This is a genomic window from Pseudosulfitobacter pseudonitzschiae, from assembly GCF_002222635.1.
Taxonomy (GTDB): domain Bacteria; phylum Pseudomonadota; class Alphaproteobacteria; order Rhodobacterales; family Rhodobacteraceae; genus Pseudosulfitobacter; species Pseudosulfitobacter pseudonitzschiae_A.
In genome coordinates, this window is sequence record NZ_CP022415.1 from 1,899,526 (window position 1) to 1,912,978 (window position 13,453).

Annotated in this window: 16 protein-coding genes; all 16 read right to left on the reverse strand. The window is 60.2% G+C overall.

What is annotated here, in order from left to right:
• The 16 genes from SULPSESMR1_RS09200 to SULPSESMR1_RS09270 all read right to left on the reverse strand — a co-directional run bounded on the left by SULPSESMR1_RS09200 (position 1) and on the right by SULPSESMR1_RS09270 (position 13,420).
• Positions 1-411 carry a DUF5333 domain-containing protein gene (locus SULPSESMR1_RS09200; protein WP_345889506.1) on the reverse strand — a complete coding sequence of 137 codons (411 nt, stop codon included), beginning with the start codon at positions 409-411 and terminating at the stop codon, positions 1-3.
• Between the two features lie 134 nt (positions 412-545).
• Positions 546-872, reverse strand: a complete 327-nt coding sequence (locus SULPSESMR1_RS09205) for a hypothetical protein (RefSeq protein ID WP_240311319.1) — start codon at positions 870-872, stop codon at positions 546-548.
• The gene (locus SULPSESMR1_RS09210; RefSeq protein WP_240311320.1) at positions 872-1,270 is read right to left on the reverse strand and encodes an MAPEG family protein; all 399 of its coding nucleotides are present in this window, start codon (positions 1,268-1,270) and stop codon (positions 872-874) included. Before SULPSESMR1_RS09210 ends, SULPSESMR1_RS09205 begins: the two co-directional genes overlap by 1 nt.
• Positions 1,271-1,279: 9 nt before the next feature.
• Positions 1,280-2,575, reverse strand: coding sequence for an NADH-quinone oxidoreductase subunit NuoF (gene nuoF / locus SULPSESMR1_RS09215; protein ID WP_089420545.1), 1,296 nt, complete (start codon positions 2,573-2,575; stop codon positions 1,280-1,282).
• A 6-nt stretch (positions 2,576-2,581) separates the two neighbouring features.
• On the reverse strand, positions 2,582-2,755 hold the full coding sequence (locus SULPSESMR1_RS09220) for a DUF5337 family protein (protein ID WP_349813527.1): 174 nt from the start codon (positions 2,753-2,755) through the stop codon (positions 2,582-2,584).
• A 60-nt stretch (positions 2,756-2,815) separates the two neighbouring features.
• Positions 2,816-3,673, reverse strand: coding sequence for a hypothetical protein (locus SULPSESMR1_RS09225; RefSeq protein WP_089420547.1), 858 nt, complete (start codon positions 3,671-3,673; stop codon positions 2,816-2,818).
• A 23-nt stretch (positions 3,674-3,696) separates the two neighbouring features.
• Positions 3,697-4,908 (reverse strand): NADH-quinone oxidoreductase subunit E, encoded by a 1,212-nt coding sequence (locus tag SULPSESMR1_RS09230; protein WP_089420548.1) that lies wholly within the window; start codon positions 4,906-4,908, stop codon positions 3,697-3,699.
• Positions 4,909-4,999: 91 nt separating this feature from the next.
• Positions 5,000-6,211: an NADH-quinone oxidoreductase subunit D gene (locus SULPSESMR1_RS09235; protein WP_089422255.1), complete on the reverse strand. Its 1,212-nt coding sequence runs from the start codon at positions 6,209-6,211 to the stop codon at positions 5,000-5,002.
• A gap of 166 nt (positions 6,212-6,377) precedes the next feature.
• Entirely contained in the window at positions 6,378-6,551 is a 174-nt protein-coding gene (locus SULPSESMR1_RS25230; protein WP_198362775.1) for a hypothetical protein, read from the reverse strand.
• Positions 6,551-7,180 carry an NADH-quinone oxidoreductase subunit C gene (locus SULPSESMR1_RS09240; protein WP_089420549.1) on the reverse strand — a complete coding sequence of 210 codons (630 nt, stop codon included), beginning with the start codon at positions 7,178-7,180 and terminating at the stop codon, positions 6,551-6,553. Before SULPSESMR1_RS09240 ends, SULPSESMR1_RS25230 begins: the two co-directional genes overlap by 1 nt.
• A gap of 91 nt (positions 7,181-7,271) precedes the next feature.
• Positions 7,272-7,805, reverse strand: coding sequence for a NuoB/complex I 20 kDa subunit family protein (locus tag SULPSESMR1_RS09245; protein WP_028956107.1), 534 nt, complete (start codon positions 7,803-7,805; stop codon positions 7,272-7,274).
• 266 nt (positions 7,806-8,071) lie between these two features.
• A complete protein-coding gene (locus SULPSESMR1_RS09250; protein WP_028956106.1) occupies positions 8,072-8,437 on the reverse strand; it encodes an NADH-quinone oxidoreductase subunit A in 366 nt (121 codons plus the stop codon).
• Positions 8,438-8,819: 382 nt separating this feature from the next.
• Complete coding sequence (locus SULPSESMR1_RS09255; RefSeq protein ID WP_089420550.1) at positions 8,820-9,533, reverse strand: DNA helicase; 714 nt, start codon at positions 9,531-9,533, stop codon at positions 8,820-8,822.
• 266 nt (positions 9,534-9,799) lie between these two features.
• Entirely contained in the window at positions 9,800-10,582 is a 783-nt protein-coding gene (locus SULPSESMR1_RS09260) for a crotonase/enoyl-CoA hydratase family protein (RefSeq protein ID WP_089420551.1), read from the reverse strand.
• A 21-nt stretch (positions 10,583-10,603) separates the two neighbouring features.
• Positions 10,604-11,458, reverse strand: a complete 855-nt coding sequence (locus tag SULPSESMR1_RS09265) for a hydroxymethylglutaryl-CoA lyase (protein ID WP_089420552.1) — start codon at positions 11,456-11,458, stop codon at positions 10,604-10,606.
• 27 nt (positions 11,459-11,485) lie between these two features.
• Complete coding sequence (locus tag SULPSESMR1_RS09270) at positions 11,486-13,420, reverse strand: biotin carboxylase N-terminal domain-containing protein (RefSeq protein WP_089422256.1); 1,935 nt, start codon at positions 13,418-13,420, stop codon at positions 11,486-11,488.
• Positions 13,421-13,453: the final 33 nt, after the last annotated feature.

A 13,453-nucleotide genomic window follows, 5' to 3' on the forward strand; every position in this document is an offset into this window, starting at 1 on the left:
TCAATTCACCCTGAGTAACGAACCGATCCGGCTCGATTTTTCGATTTCGTTGCGCCCAAGCGCGCAATACGTCTCTGGCTGTCCGGCGACAACCCCATTGGCAGCCAAATATGCATCGCCGCGCTGTTTCAGCCGCGCCTTTTCCACATCGGATTTCCGATAGGCGTCGATTTCCGCCTCGGAATAGCCCAATGCCTGTGCCTGACTTTTCAAATCGTTGATATAGCCAAACGCCCTGAGCATCCGCGCCGAGATATCGGGACATGCCTTGCGGATTTCATCGGCAAGGCCAACAGCCAGCAAACCATCGTCAATCGGCGTGTCCCGCAGATGCGGTTTGGCCACAACCGAAGTTGTGGCAGCCATCGACAGAGCGATTGTAGCGCCCAAAACAAGTGTCTTCATTTGCATATTCACGTCTCCTGTGCTGCGAAACGGGTCGCGCACGCGCGCGGTCCCTTTTCCACAGATGGGAAACCGGCGCTCTGATATGCAATAACAGTACGCGCCCTGCACAGGAACGGGGCGATATGTCGCCACGTCGCTCATAGAACGTCGCATTTCCCTTGCAGCAAAAGCGTATCGTTGTTCACCGACAGCGCGCCGTCCTCGCCGTCAGGGCCACGTGTCCACGCGATGTTCGAGGTGCCGAAATTCTCGATGCAATACTTCGTTCCCGCGTGGCGCCCTGCCTCGCGTGCGCCGGTCAGGCTTTGCGAAACAGGTCTGATTTCGGACTGGAATTGCGCGCGGTCGTCATCGACCTTTTTGGTTTTGGCGCGATAATAATGGCCATCAAAGGCAATGCCCTTGTCGCGCTCGGTGCAGGCCGCCACCGCCAGTGCAACCACCAGCAAAAGGATTATACGCATCACAAAGCCCCCCAAATTGCCATGACCGCCAAAGCCAGAACACACAGCATACTGATCGACCAGAACAGGCTGCGCAGCGGCTGGTTGGTGGTGCCGATATGCACAAAAGCCATCACAACCCGCGCGGTCAGAAAGACCGACGCGAACAGGTTGACCCAGAACGGTGCCACGCCGATCAGAATCGCCGCCACAAGGGCCGCAATGAATGGTCCCGCGCTTTCGACAGCGTTGGCGTGCGCGCGCCCCTTGCGATATACTGCATTGGCGTAATCACGTTTGACCTGCCCGCAATCACAGCGCAAGTCGTCCACGCGCCCCATTGCAGACAGTGCCGTCAGCACGAACATCAAAGCGGCATAGCCGCCCAATGCTGCGATGGCGTGGGAATAAAGTTCCATTTCCATGTCCTATTCCGCTGCAACGGCACTGACGCGGCCTGTGCGTTTGTGTTTGATACGGTCTTCGATTTCGTCGCGAAAGTTGCGGATCAGACCCTGAATCGGCCACGCTGCCGCGTCGCCAAGGGCGCAAATCGTGTGCCCTTCGACCTGTTTGGTCACGTCCAGCAGCATGTCGATTTCTTCAACCTCGGCGTCGCCCTTGACCAGACGTTCCATCACCCGCATCATCCAGCCGGTGCCTTCACGGCAGGGCGTACACTGGCCGCAGCTTTCGTGTTTGTAGAACTTGGCCAGACGCCAGATCGCTTTGATAATGTCGGTGTCTTTGTCCATCACGATCACCGCAGCCGTGCCCAGACCCGACCGCTGCTCGCGCAGATAGTCGAAATCCATGATCGCGTCGCGCATGTGCTCGCCGCGGATACAAGGCACGGACGACCCACCGGGGATCACAGCCTTGAGATTGTCCCAGCCGCCGCGAATGCCGCCGCAATGCTTTTCGATCAGCTCCTCAAAGGTGATCGACATGGCTTCTTCGACGACGCAGGGGTTGTTCACATGGCCCGAAATCGCAAACAGCTTGGTGCCCGCGTTGTTGGGGCGGCCAAAGGACGAAAACCAGTCCGGTCCACGGCGCAAAATCGTTGGCACAACGGCGATGGATTCGACGTTGTTCACCGTCGTCGGGCAGCCGTACAGGCCCGCACCCGCCGGAAACGGCGGCTTCATGCGCGGCATCCCCTTCTTGCCCTCAAGGCTTTCCAAAAGTGCTGTTTCCTCGCCGCAGATATAGGCACCGGCACCGTGGTGCAGGTAAATATCAAAATCCCAGCCCGATTTGGCGGCGTTTTTGCCCACCAGACCCGCGTCATAACATTCGTCAATCGCTGCTTGCAGCGCCTCGCGCTCGCGGATGTATTCGCCGCGAATGTAGATGTAACAGGCGTTGGCATTCATCGCAAAAGACGCGATCAGACACCCTTCGATCAGCGTATGCGGATCGTGGCGCATGATTTCGCGGTCTTTGCATGTACCGGGTTCGGATTCGTCGGCGTTGACCACCAGATAGGACGGACGACCGTCGCTTTCCTTGGGCATGAACGACCATTTCAACCCCGTGGGAAAGCCCGCACCGCCACGTCCGCGCAGACCGCTTTCTTTCATCTGGGAAACGACCCAGTCACGGCCATTTTTGATGATCGCGTCCGTACCATCCCAATGGCCACGCGCCTGCGCACCTTTCAGCGTGCGGTCGTGCATACCATAAAGATTGGTAAAAATCCGGTCCTTGTCCTGCAACATGTCCGTTCAGCCCTTGTCTTTCTGGCGCGCACGCCAGATGTTGAAACCCATCCACAACGCCCAACCGAAACCGGCCAACGCTGCAAGGTCAAAGAGAGCAAGGGTCCGGCTTGTCCAGCCCAGATACCCCCCCGCGATTGTCACGCCCAGCCAGAACAGCGCCACAGCCACAATCCACACCGCCAAGCGCTGCCCTGCCCTGTTTTCCTTGTCCTGACCCTGCATGAAACCTGTCGGCGTTTAGGAAACGCCGCCTTTCTTGACCCTACTCGAAAATTCCGTGCTGCCACCTTTGGCCAGCACCTTGGCCTGTTTGACCCATTCATCACGGCTGACCCGACCTTTGAACCCAACTAGGTTCTGATCGGCCCATTCGACTTCTTTCTTGCGCCATCCGGCCACCTGCGAAAAGTGGAAGATGCCCATGTTGTTCAACATCGATTCCAGCTTGGGGCCGACACCTTTGATCAGCTTCAGATCGTCGGCACCACCCTCGCGCGGGGCGCTAAGCATCTCGGGCTTGCCATCGGCAGCCACGGGCGCGCGGACGGTGGTGGACGCAGCGCCTGCATCCTTACTGTCCGCAGCTTTGCTTACCGGTGCTTTTGCAGCTGCGGCTTTTTTGACTGGCTCGGCCACTTCGGCAGCAGGGGCAGAAGCTTCAGCGGGCTTTTCGTATTTCCAGTCGCCTTTGCGCGCGGCCAATTCTTCCTGACCGGCCAAACGGGCGCTGGGTTTTACCAGAGCCTTCTCATCGGGTGCAGCGGCTGCAGCACTTGGCGTCGGGGTGGCGACTTCTGCCTCAGGGGCTGATGCGTCGGCAACAGGGGCAGCTTCGGTGGCGGGTTCAGGCGTGGTTGTCGGTGCTGCGGATGGTGTCGCGTCTGCGTCCTCGGGGGCATCGGATGCCAAGGAACCACAGCGCACAGGTTTCAGAAGAAGACCGCCAGCGACAAAGACCACGATCCCGAACAGGATCGAGGTGAAAAAGCCATACCCTGTGAAAGCAATCAGCAGAATGGCCAACACCATCCCGGCAATTGCCGACAGCATCCAACACTTGCGTGTGCAATCCTGCATTTGTTCGTTCGCGTTCATCTTTATCCCTCTCCTGAATTTAATTATTCGTTATAGATACCGTCCTTTTTGGCACGGGTGGAAAATTCTGTCTCTTCATTTGCGGCCAGCTTGCTTGCCTGTTCAACCCAGTTGTCACGGCTAACGCGGCCCTTGAAGCCGACAAGGTTCTGATCGACCCAAGCCACTTCTGCGTCGGACCAATTGGCGATCTGGTCGAAATGGTAAAAGCCCAACTCATGCAGCATCGCTTCAAGTTTGGGGCCAACGCCTTTGATCATTTTCAGATCATCAGGACCAGCCTTGCGCGGAGCCTTCATCGTGCGGGGCTTTTTGCCTGCACCTGTCGCTGCACCTGCATCATTCTCGACTTTCACACCGGCGTCAACGGCAGCGTCGGGCGCTGCCTTGGTGCGCTCGGGTTTGGCTTTGGACTGTGCTTCGGACGCAGGAGCCGGTGCGACTTTGGCCTTGGTCTCGGTCACAAGGGCCGACGGCGCGGTACGCATCTTGGGCTTGGCGGGTGGTTTGCTTGCGGTGTTGGCCGCCTTGTCCTGCCACGGCGTGACAAGCGGCACTTCGGTGCCGTCGATACGCTTGACCGTGTCGCCAATGTCCTCCGCCAACTGAACGCTGGCGTTATATTGTGTCTTGCCGCTTTCGTACTCTGTCAGCGTGGTCAGACCGTTCAGCGGCTCAGACGCATAGCGCCCGTTTTGCGGGCCGGGTGTGGGCACGCGTCCGGCAGCAAGCTCGTCGATGATCTCGCCCATACGCTCGGTGGTCAGATCTTCGTAATAATCCTTGCCGATCTGGGCCATGGGCGCGTTGGCACAAGAGCCAAGACATTCAACCTCTTCCCACGAAAACTTGCCATCGGCCGACAATTCATGCGGCTTGGCGGCGATCTTGTTTTTGCAAACCGCCATCAGGTCTTCCGCACCGCAGATCATGCACGACGTGGTGCCACAAACCTGAATATGCGCAACAGAACCAACCGGTTGCAGCTGGAACATGAAGTAGAACGATGCCACCTCGAGCCCGCGAATATAGGCCATGCCCAGCATTTCACACACGTGTTCAATCGCGGGGCGGGTCAACCAGCCCTCTTGCTCTTGCGCACGCCACAACAGCGGAATGATCGCCGAGGCCTGACGGCCTTCGGGATATTTGGTGATCTGGGCTTCGGCCCACGCCTGATTGGCGGAGGTGAAGGCAAAGCTTTCGGGTTGGTCAAGGTGCAAGCGGCGGAGCATCAGTTCGACTTTCGGTTCGCGTGGCAGAGGTGGGAGCCTCCGGCGGGAGTTTTACGGGCAAGATGAAGCGCAGGAGAGACCAGAGGGCGAATCACCGGTCAATCTCTCCGAACACGACATCCATCGTGCCGATGATCGCAGCGACATCGGCCAGTTGGTGGCCGCGGCTCATGTGGTCCATCGCCTGAAGGTGCAGGAACCCGGGCGCGCGTATCTTGGCACGGTAGGGTTTGTTGCTACCATCGGCGACAAGGTAGACGCCGAATTCGCCTTTGGGCGCTTCGACGGCACAGTACACTTCACCTTCGGGCACGTGGAACCCTTCGGTATAAAGCTTGAAGTGGTGGATCAGGCTTTCCATCGAGGTTTTCATATCGGTACGGCTGGGCGGGGTGATCTTGCCACGGGCCATGATGTCGCCCGTCGCTTCACGCAGTTTGCCGATGGCCTGTTTGATGATGCTGACCGACTGGCGCATTTCTTCCATACGTACAAGATAGCGGTCATAGCAGTCGCCGTTCTTGCCCACAGGAATCTGGAAATCGAACTCGTCATAGCATTCATAGGGCTGCGACCGGCGCAAATCCCATGCCAGCCCCGAGCCGCGCACCATCACGCCGGAAAAGCCGTATTCAAGAATATCCTCTTCGGTCACGATGCCGATATCGGCGTTGCGCTGCTTGAAGATGCGGTTTTCGGTCAGCAGACCGTCAATATCGGCCAGAACGGCGGGAAACTCGTGCGCCCACTGTTCAATATCGTCCAACAGCGCGTCGGGCAGATCCTGATGCACGCCGCCAGGGCGGAAATAGGCCGCGTGCAGACGCGCACCACAAGCCCGCTCGTAGAAGATCATCAGCTTTTCGCGTTCTTCAAAGCCCCACAGCGGCGGCGTCAGCGCGCCCACGTCCATCGCCTGCGTGGTCACGTTCAGCAGGTGGTTCAGCACGCGCCCGATCTCGGAATACAACACACGGATCAGCGAGGCACGGCGGGGCACCGGGGTGCCGGTCAACTTTTCGATGGCCAGACACCACGCGTGTTCCTGATTCATCGGGGCCACATAATCCAGCCGGTCGAAGTAGGGCAGGTTTTGCAGATACGTCCGGCTTTCCATCAGCTTTTCTGTGCCACGGTGCAGCAGGCCGATGTGCGGATCGCACCGTTCGACAATTTCGCCGTCCAGTTCCAGCACCAGCCGCAAAACGCCGTGCGCCGCAGGGTGTTGCGGCCCGAAGTTGATGTTAAAGTTGCGGATTTTCTGCTCGCCCGTCAGGGCATCGTCAAATTTCGAGCCGTCCATCATCCCGCTCTCTCCTGCATGTGTTCCTGCCACCGCAGCGGCAGCGCGCCCAACCTGGACGCAACATAATCATATTGTGGTTGCAAAATCGCGCGCAATGCTTGCGCCAGCCAGGCCGTTCCCGACCGGGCAGCCCCGTTGCCGTAAAGAAAGGTCGCGTCACCCATCAGCGCTTTTCCAGCTCTTGCAACCGCATCCCGATCCACCACAGCAATGCGATGGTGCCGAACGGGACGATACAGGCCGCAGCCCAGTATTTATTGATGCCAAAAAACGGCAGCAGCTTGAGCATCGGAATAACCGTCAATGCCGACAGTATAAGCCACCACAAGCCGCCCATCACTTGGCGTCCTTGCTGACATGACCGTCAGGCGCTGTCTTGTCATCGCCGGGCAGGATGTATTCGGCACCTTCCCACGGGGACATGAAATCGAACTGGCGGTATTCCTGCACCAGACTGACGGGTTCGTAAACCACGCGCTTTTGCGCCTCGTCATAGCGAACCTCGGTATAGCCGGTCGTCGGGAAATCCTTGCGCAGCGGATAGCCGCGAAAACCATAGTCGGTCAGGATGCGGCGCAGGTCGGGATGACCCGAGAACAAGATGCCGAACATATCGAAAACCTCGCGCTCGAACCAGTTGGCCGAGGGGTGGACGTTCACGATCGACGGCACCATCGCATCTTCGCGCACCGACACGCGCAAGCGGATGCGGTGGTTCTGGTACATGCTGAGGAAGTGATAAACCACGTCGAACCGCTTGGTCCGGCCAGTGTAATCAACTGCCGTAATGTCAACCAGCGACGAGAAACGGCAGGTCGCATCGGTTTTCAGGAACTCGACCAGCCCGACGATGTTGTTGGGCGTGATGTCCAGATTCAGCTCGCCGTGGGTGATGTCCCAGGACAAGACACAGTCGGGGCGCTTGGCCTCGATATAGGTTCCCAGTTCTTTCAGTGCATCGCTCATCGGCTATCCTTACCCGAAGTCTGTCTTTGCGGTGCGGCCGTTGCCACACCCCTGCCCGCCGCCGTGGCGGAGGTATATCCCCGCATCCGGCTCAGCGGACGATGGTCCCGGTGCGGCGCATTTTGCGCTGCAGTTGCATGATACCATACAACAACGCCTCGGCCGTGGGGGGGCAGCCCGGCACGTAGATGTCGACCGGCACGATACGGTCACACCCGCGCACAACCGAATAGCTGTAGTGGTAATAACCGCCGCCGTTGGCGCAGGATCCCATCGAGATCACATAACGCGGCTCGGGCATCTGGTCGTAAACCTTGCGCAGGGCCGGGGCCATCTTGTTGGTCAGCGTGCCCGCAACAATCATCAGATCCGACTGGCGCGGAGAGGCGCGCGGCGCGGTGCCGAACCGTTCCAGATCATAGCGCGGCATCGACGTGTGCATCATCTCGACCGCGCAGCAGGCCAGACCAAAGGTCATCCAGTGCAGGCTGCCGGTGCGGGCCCAGTTGATCAGGTCCTCGGTCGAGGTCAGCAGAAACCCTTTGTCCTGCAACTCGGCGTTCAGGCTCTGGGTTGCGACCTCGCGGTCTGCCCCCGCAGCGTTCGGTGATGTGGCAATTGACATATGCGCTTCGCTCCAGCGTTTTGTCGGGATGACGGGTTGCGAAATTCCCGCGACCCGCATGTTGGTGTCGGGTGTAGCCCAGCCCCGCCAGAGCGTCAACGCGACATGCTTGCCCCATCACAGGGAAAACGCGGCCAAGCCGCTCTGCCATCAGCAAAACGCCCCGCAAATCGGCCTTGGCCTGCGGCACTTTAGCACCCGCCCCCCGAAATGACAAAAGCCGCCCTGTTGGGGGGCGGCTTTTCAACGGGGCGCTTAGGCGTGGCTTATTGCCACTCAAGCGCGCCTTTTTTCCACTCATAGGCAAATCCGGCGGTCAGAACGCCAAGGAAAACCATCATCGACCAAAAGCCTGTCATGCTGATGTCCTTGAACGCGACAGCCCAGGGGAACAAAAAGGCGATTTCCAGATCGAAGATGATGAACAGGATCGACACCAGATAGAACCGCACATCGAATTTCATCCGCGCATCGTCGAATGCGTTGAACCCGCATTCATAGGCGCTGACCTTTTCGGGGTCGGGACGGCGCACCGCGATGACCAATGCGGCAAGGATCAGAATCAGGCCCAATGCAATGGCAACGGCCAGAAAAACCAGAATGGGAAGGTATTCCCGCAGCATCTCGTCCACGTGTGGTTCCTTTGCTTTGCCAGCGCACGGCGTCGCGCGGCCCTCAAGACTGGGGCAGGTTTACGCCGCCCGATGGGCAGGGTCAACAGAAGCAAGACGGTTTTGGACGGGTTCGAGAGGGATGGATCGGGCGAAGAGCGGGCAGTGCCTTCAGACGTGTCAAAGTTTACCTGGTATCGGCACCTGATCACACAGCCTGAAACAAGACCCGCAACGCCGTCACGCCAATGGCGCGCTTACAGCAGCACGCCGGGCGCTGCCCTATGTGGCGAGATCACGAACGGACCCGAACCGGCCATGCGGTGACGCGGTGCGCTCTTGGTCCGCAGTGTGGGACATTGCGGACCTTCTGCGAAAGCCTGTAAAGCAAGTTTGGCCTGACTTACGCCGCCTTCTCGATCTGGACTTCGCCGTCATGCAAAAAACATCGTTTATCGAAGAGTGACAGATCGAGGGGATTTGGCAATCGAATGTCATCGATGCTTGGCATGAGACCTGAGGATAGCTCAAAAGTGCGGTCAATCTGTGAGATCATGACAACAATCGCCCCGCATTTGGTGGCAAATGCCCTCAGTGCCCGGACTTGTTCTTCGAGCGGAGGATTGCGCCTTCGTTGATCCAATAGCTGCAAGTAGTCGATCACTACCAACGCATCATCAGATGACTTGTTGAGGCATTCGATGACATAATCGGCACAGATGTTGTCCGAGGTATCAACGACGACGGGGCGGTCAAATCCCTTGGGGTCGAATCCAAGCTTTTCAAACCGATCCCGGACATCGGCTTCATTAAAGTCCAAGGTGAAAAAATATCCTGTACGATTGATCTTTTCAGCCAACGCAGTCAGTTCCAGCCCCAGAAGGGTTTTGCCGTGGCCGGGGCGGGCACCGATAAGCAGCATGTCGCCTGCACCTAACTGCTTCACGATCTCCTTGGCAGGGGTCGCTTTGGAGTAGTTAGATGCTAAATGACTCCAATCCTTGAAGCCTTCTTCGGCGGCAATCTGGTTGAGTGCCTCGTGGAGCTTGACGTCGTTTCCGCGTACCAGAAATTTTGCCCGGCGCTTTAGTTTATAGATTGGTGATGACAGTCTCATCCTGAACCTCCTCTTTCGAGCGGTCTCCGCAATCCCTCCTTATGCGCGTGCTCGAACAGGTTGGGTTCGAAATAGTATCGCTCCGCATGTCGAATGCTGCCCCAGTGGAGGGGGGAGGCCCGAGCAAGGCTACACTCATTTTCCTACCTGATTTATCGGAACGGTCAATTGGGTTTCGGTTATTCGCCGCACGCTGACGAAAGCTAAGGTAGGCCTCAAAGTCGACCATCTGTACAGTCCGGTCAGCGTTCTGCACGCCTCGCAGTTCACACCATCCACGCCGCCTTGCGCTTGTCGAAAAACGCGCCGATCCCTTCGGCGGCTTCCTCGGTCTCCCACCGGTTTTTCAACGCCTGCACGGTCATGTCGATGGTGTCCGCATCAATGCGCGGCCCCAGACTGCGCGCCAGCGCCTTGGCCGATGCGACGGCACCGGGGGCGGTGCTGAGGTAGGGCGACACTTCGGCCTCGACTGCCGCCGCCAGATCACCGCATGGCACCACGCGCGCCAACAGGCCCAGTTCCACAGCCTCGGGCGCGTCGAACAGACGGCCCGAGAAGAACACCCGCCGCGCACGTCCCTCACCCATGCGGGCAATGACATAGGGGCCGATGGTGGCGGGGATGATGCCCAGACGCACCTCGGTCAGGCCCATCTTCAGATGATCCGCCCCCAGCGCCACATCGCAGACGGACGCCATGCCGACGCCCCCGCCAAAGGCATTGCCCTGCACAGCACCGATCAGCGGCTTGGGCATGGTGTTCAGCGCCTGCAACATATGCGCCAGCTTGCCCGCCTCGCGGGCACGGGTGTCAGGGTCGGCGGCCATCTGTTCGCGCATCCAGTCCAGATCGCCGCCTGCACAGAACGATTTGCCCGCACCGGTCAGCACCACCACGCGCACCGTGTCATCCGTGCCCAGCGCCCCTGCCGCCTGTGTCAGTTCGGCCAGCATCTGCGCCGACATGGCGTTGTGCTTTTCGGGCCGGTCGAGCATCAGCGTGGCCACACCGCGTGCATCCACGTCGATCGAAATCGTTTCGTACATATTCCTGTCCTTCTTGTACGCCTAACTGCGCAGGCTTATGGCAAAGGCGGCAGCCTCGGCGATCACATCGGCATCCAGTCCGGTCTGATAGCCCAGCCGTTTCAGATGCGCCGCAACCGCTTCGGTCGCCACATTACCGGCCGCACCAGGGGCAAAGGGGCATCCGCCCAAACCACCCACCGCCGCGTCGAACACCCGCAGACCCATCGCCAGTGCCGCGTCGATATTGTCCATCGCACGGCCATTGGTGTCATGGAAATGCCCGGCCAGTCGGCCCGCAGGCACCACATCACGTACCGCCAGCAGCATCCGCGCCACGGCGTCCGGCGTGCCCTTGCCGATGGTGTCGCCCAGGCTGATCTCGTAACAGCCCATGCCGAACAGCTTGTCCGCCACATCGGCCACGGCCTGCGGCGCAACCGCGCCGTCATAGGGGCATTCCACCACGCAAGACACATAGCCGCGCACCGGCAGATCAATGTGCCGCGCAGCCTCGATCACCGGCGCGAACCGTTCCAGCGATTCTGCGATGGTGGCGTTGATGTTGGCCTTGGAAAACCCTTCCGACGCCGAGGCAAAGACCGCGATCTCGTCCGCGCCTGCCGCCTGCGCGTCCTCGAACCCGCGCATGTTGGGCGTCAAGGCGGCATAGCGGATGCCATCGCCCCGGGTGATTCCCGCCAGCACCTCGGCGCTGCCCGCCATCTGCGGAACCCACTTTGGGCTGACAAAAGACGCACATTCGATGCGGCTGAAACCAGCGCGGCTCAGCATGTCGACCAAGGCCACCTTATCGGCCACCGAAATCTCGTTCGGTTCGTTCTGCAACCCGTCACGCGGACCGACTTCGAAAATCTCGCAAACACCCAGACTCATGGCAATTCCTCCCTTGCTGTGAACAGCCTAGGCTTCCGGTTCCAATTGCACCAGTGCCGCGCCCGCTTCGACTTGCGCGCCCTCTTCCACCAGCACTTCGGCCACAATGCCATCGCGCACAGCCAGCAGGCTGTGCTCCATCTTCATCGCTTCGAGAATAGCCAGCCGTTCGCCCGCCTTGACCGCCTGCCCCGCCTTGGCAAAAAGCGACCGCACCAGCCCCGGCATCGGCGCTTCGATCAGGTTGCCATCGCCGCCTGCGGCACTCGCGCGTTCCAGCGGGTCCACAACACCATAGGCCAGCCCATAGCCGTCAAAGACAGTGATCTGCGCGCCCGCCTGCGCCACGTCCGGCGCTGCCTGTCCGTCGATCTGCCAAAGCGCACCGACACGGCGTACGGCCACCGCAGTGCCATCCACGACCCAATCCTGCGCCATGGGGCCCAGCACATCGACGTGCAACACAATGTCGGCCTCGCCGTGCACCAGCGTCAAGGCACGCCGCAGCGGCGCCCACAGCGCAAAGCCCGTATCCGCCGCAGGCCGGTCCAACCCCAAGGCCACCATCCCCGCCGCCACCGCATGACGCGGCGCGGCCTCGGGGGCGGCCACCAGTTCGTCCAGATCGCGCCCGATCAGGCCGGTGTCGACCTCGCCCCGGCCAAAACCCGCGTGCCCTGCCAGCGCCCCCAGAAACGCAAGGTTGGTGACAGTGCCCCCCACCTGCGTGCCTGCCAGTGCCGCCCGCAACCGTGCCAGCGCCACGTCACGCGTCGGGCCGTGCACGATCACCTTGGCAATCATCGGATCGTAAAACGGGCTGATCACATCGCCTGCCCGCACCCCGCTGTCTGCGCGGCAGCCGTCAGGAAATTGCAGATGCGTCAGCGTGCCGGTCGCGGGCAAGAAACCCTTCGGCACGTCCTCGGCATAAAGCCGCGCCTCAAATGCGTGTCCGCTGATGGTCAGGTCGTTCTGTGCCGCAGGCAGCGCCTCGCCCGCCGCCACGCGCAGTTGCCATTCCACCAGATCAACACCGGTGATCGCCTCGGTCACCGGATGCTCGACCTGCAGCCGCGTGTTCATCTCCATGAAAAAGAACCCGTCGGCATTCAACCCGTCCGAGCCGTCGACGATAAATTCGACCGTGCCAGCCCCCGCATAGCCGATCGCCTCTGCGGCACGCACCGCCGCTGCCCCCATTGCGGCGCGGATTTCGGGCGTCATATCGGGCGCTGGCGCCTCTTCGATCACCTTCTGGTGGCGGCGTTGCAGCGAACAGTCCCGCTCGAACAGATGCACAGCTCGGGTTCCGTCGCCAAAGACCTGCACTTCGATATGGCGCGGCTTGCTTACGAATTTCTCGACCAGCACGTCCGAGTTGCCAAAGGCGGCCTTTGCCTCGGAGCGTGCCGACGCCAGCGCCTCCTGAAACCCCTCTGCGGCATCGACCTGCCGCATCCCCTTGCCGCCACCGCCTGCCACGGCCTTGATCAGCACCGGAAAGCCGATCTTTTCCGCCTCTTTTGCCAGCAGATCATCCGACTGGTCCGACCCGTGATAGCCTGGAACAACCGGCACGCCTGCCTCGACCATCAGCGCCTTGGCCGCGTCTTTCAAACCCATCGCGCGGATCGCACTGGCCGACGGCCCGATAAAGATCAAACCGGCCGCCTCGACCGCCTCGACGAAATCCGGGTTCTCCGACAAGAACCCATACCCCGGATGGATCGCCTGCGCGCCCGTATCCAAGGCTGCGCGAATGATCACGTCGCCGCGCAAATAGCTCTCGGACGGGGCCGCGCCGCCGATGTGCACGGCCCGATCCGCCATCGCCACATGCTTGGCGCTTGCATCCGCATCCGAATAGACCGCCACACAGGTCACCCCCATGCCCTGCGCCGTCTCCATCACGCGGCAGGCAATCTCGCCGCGGTTCGCAATCAGGATCGTGTCAAACATCATTCCCGTCCTTCTACATCTTTCAACAGGCCC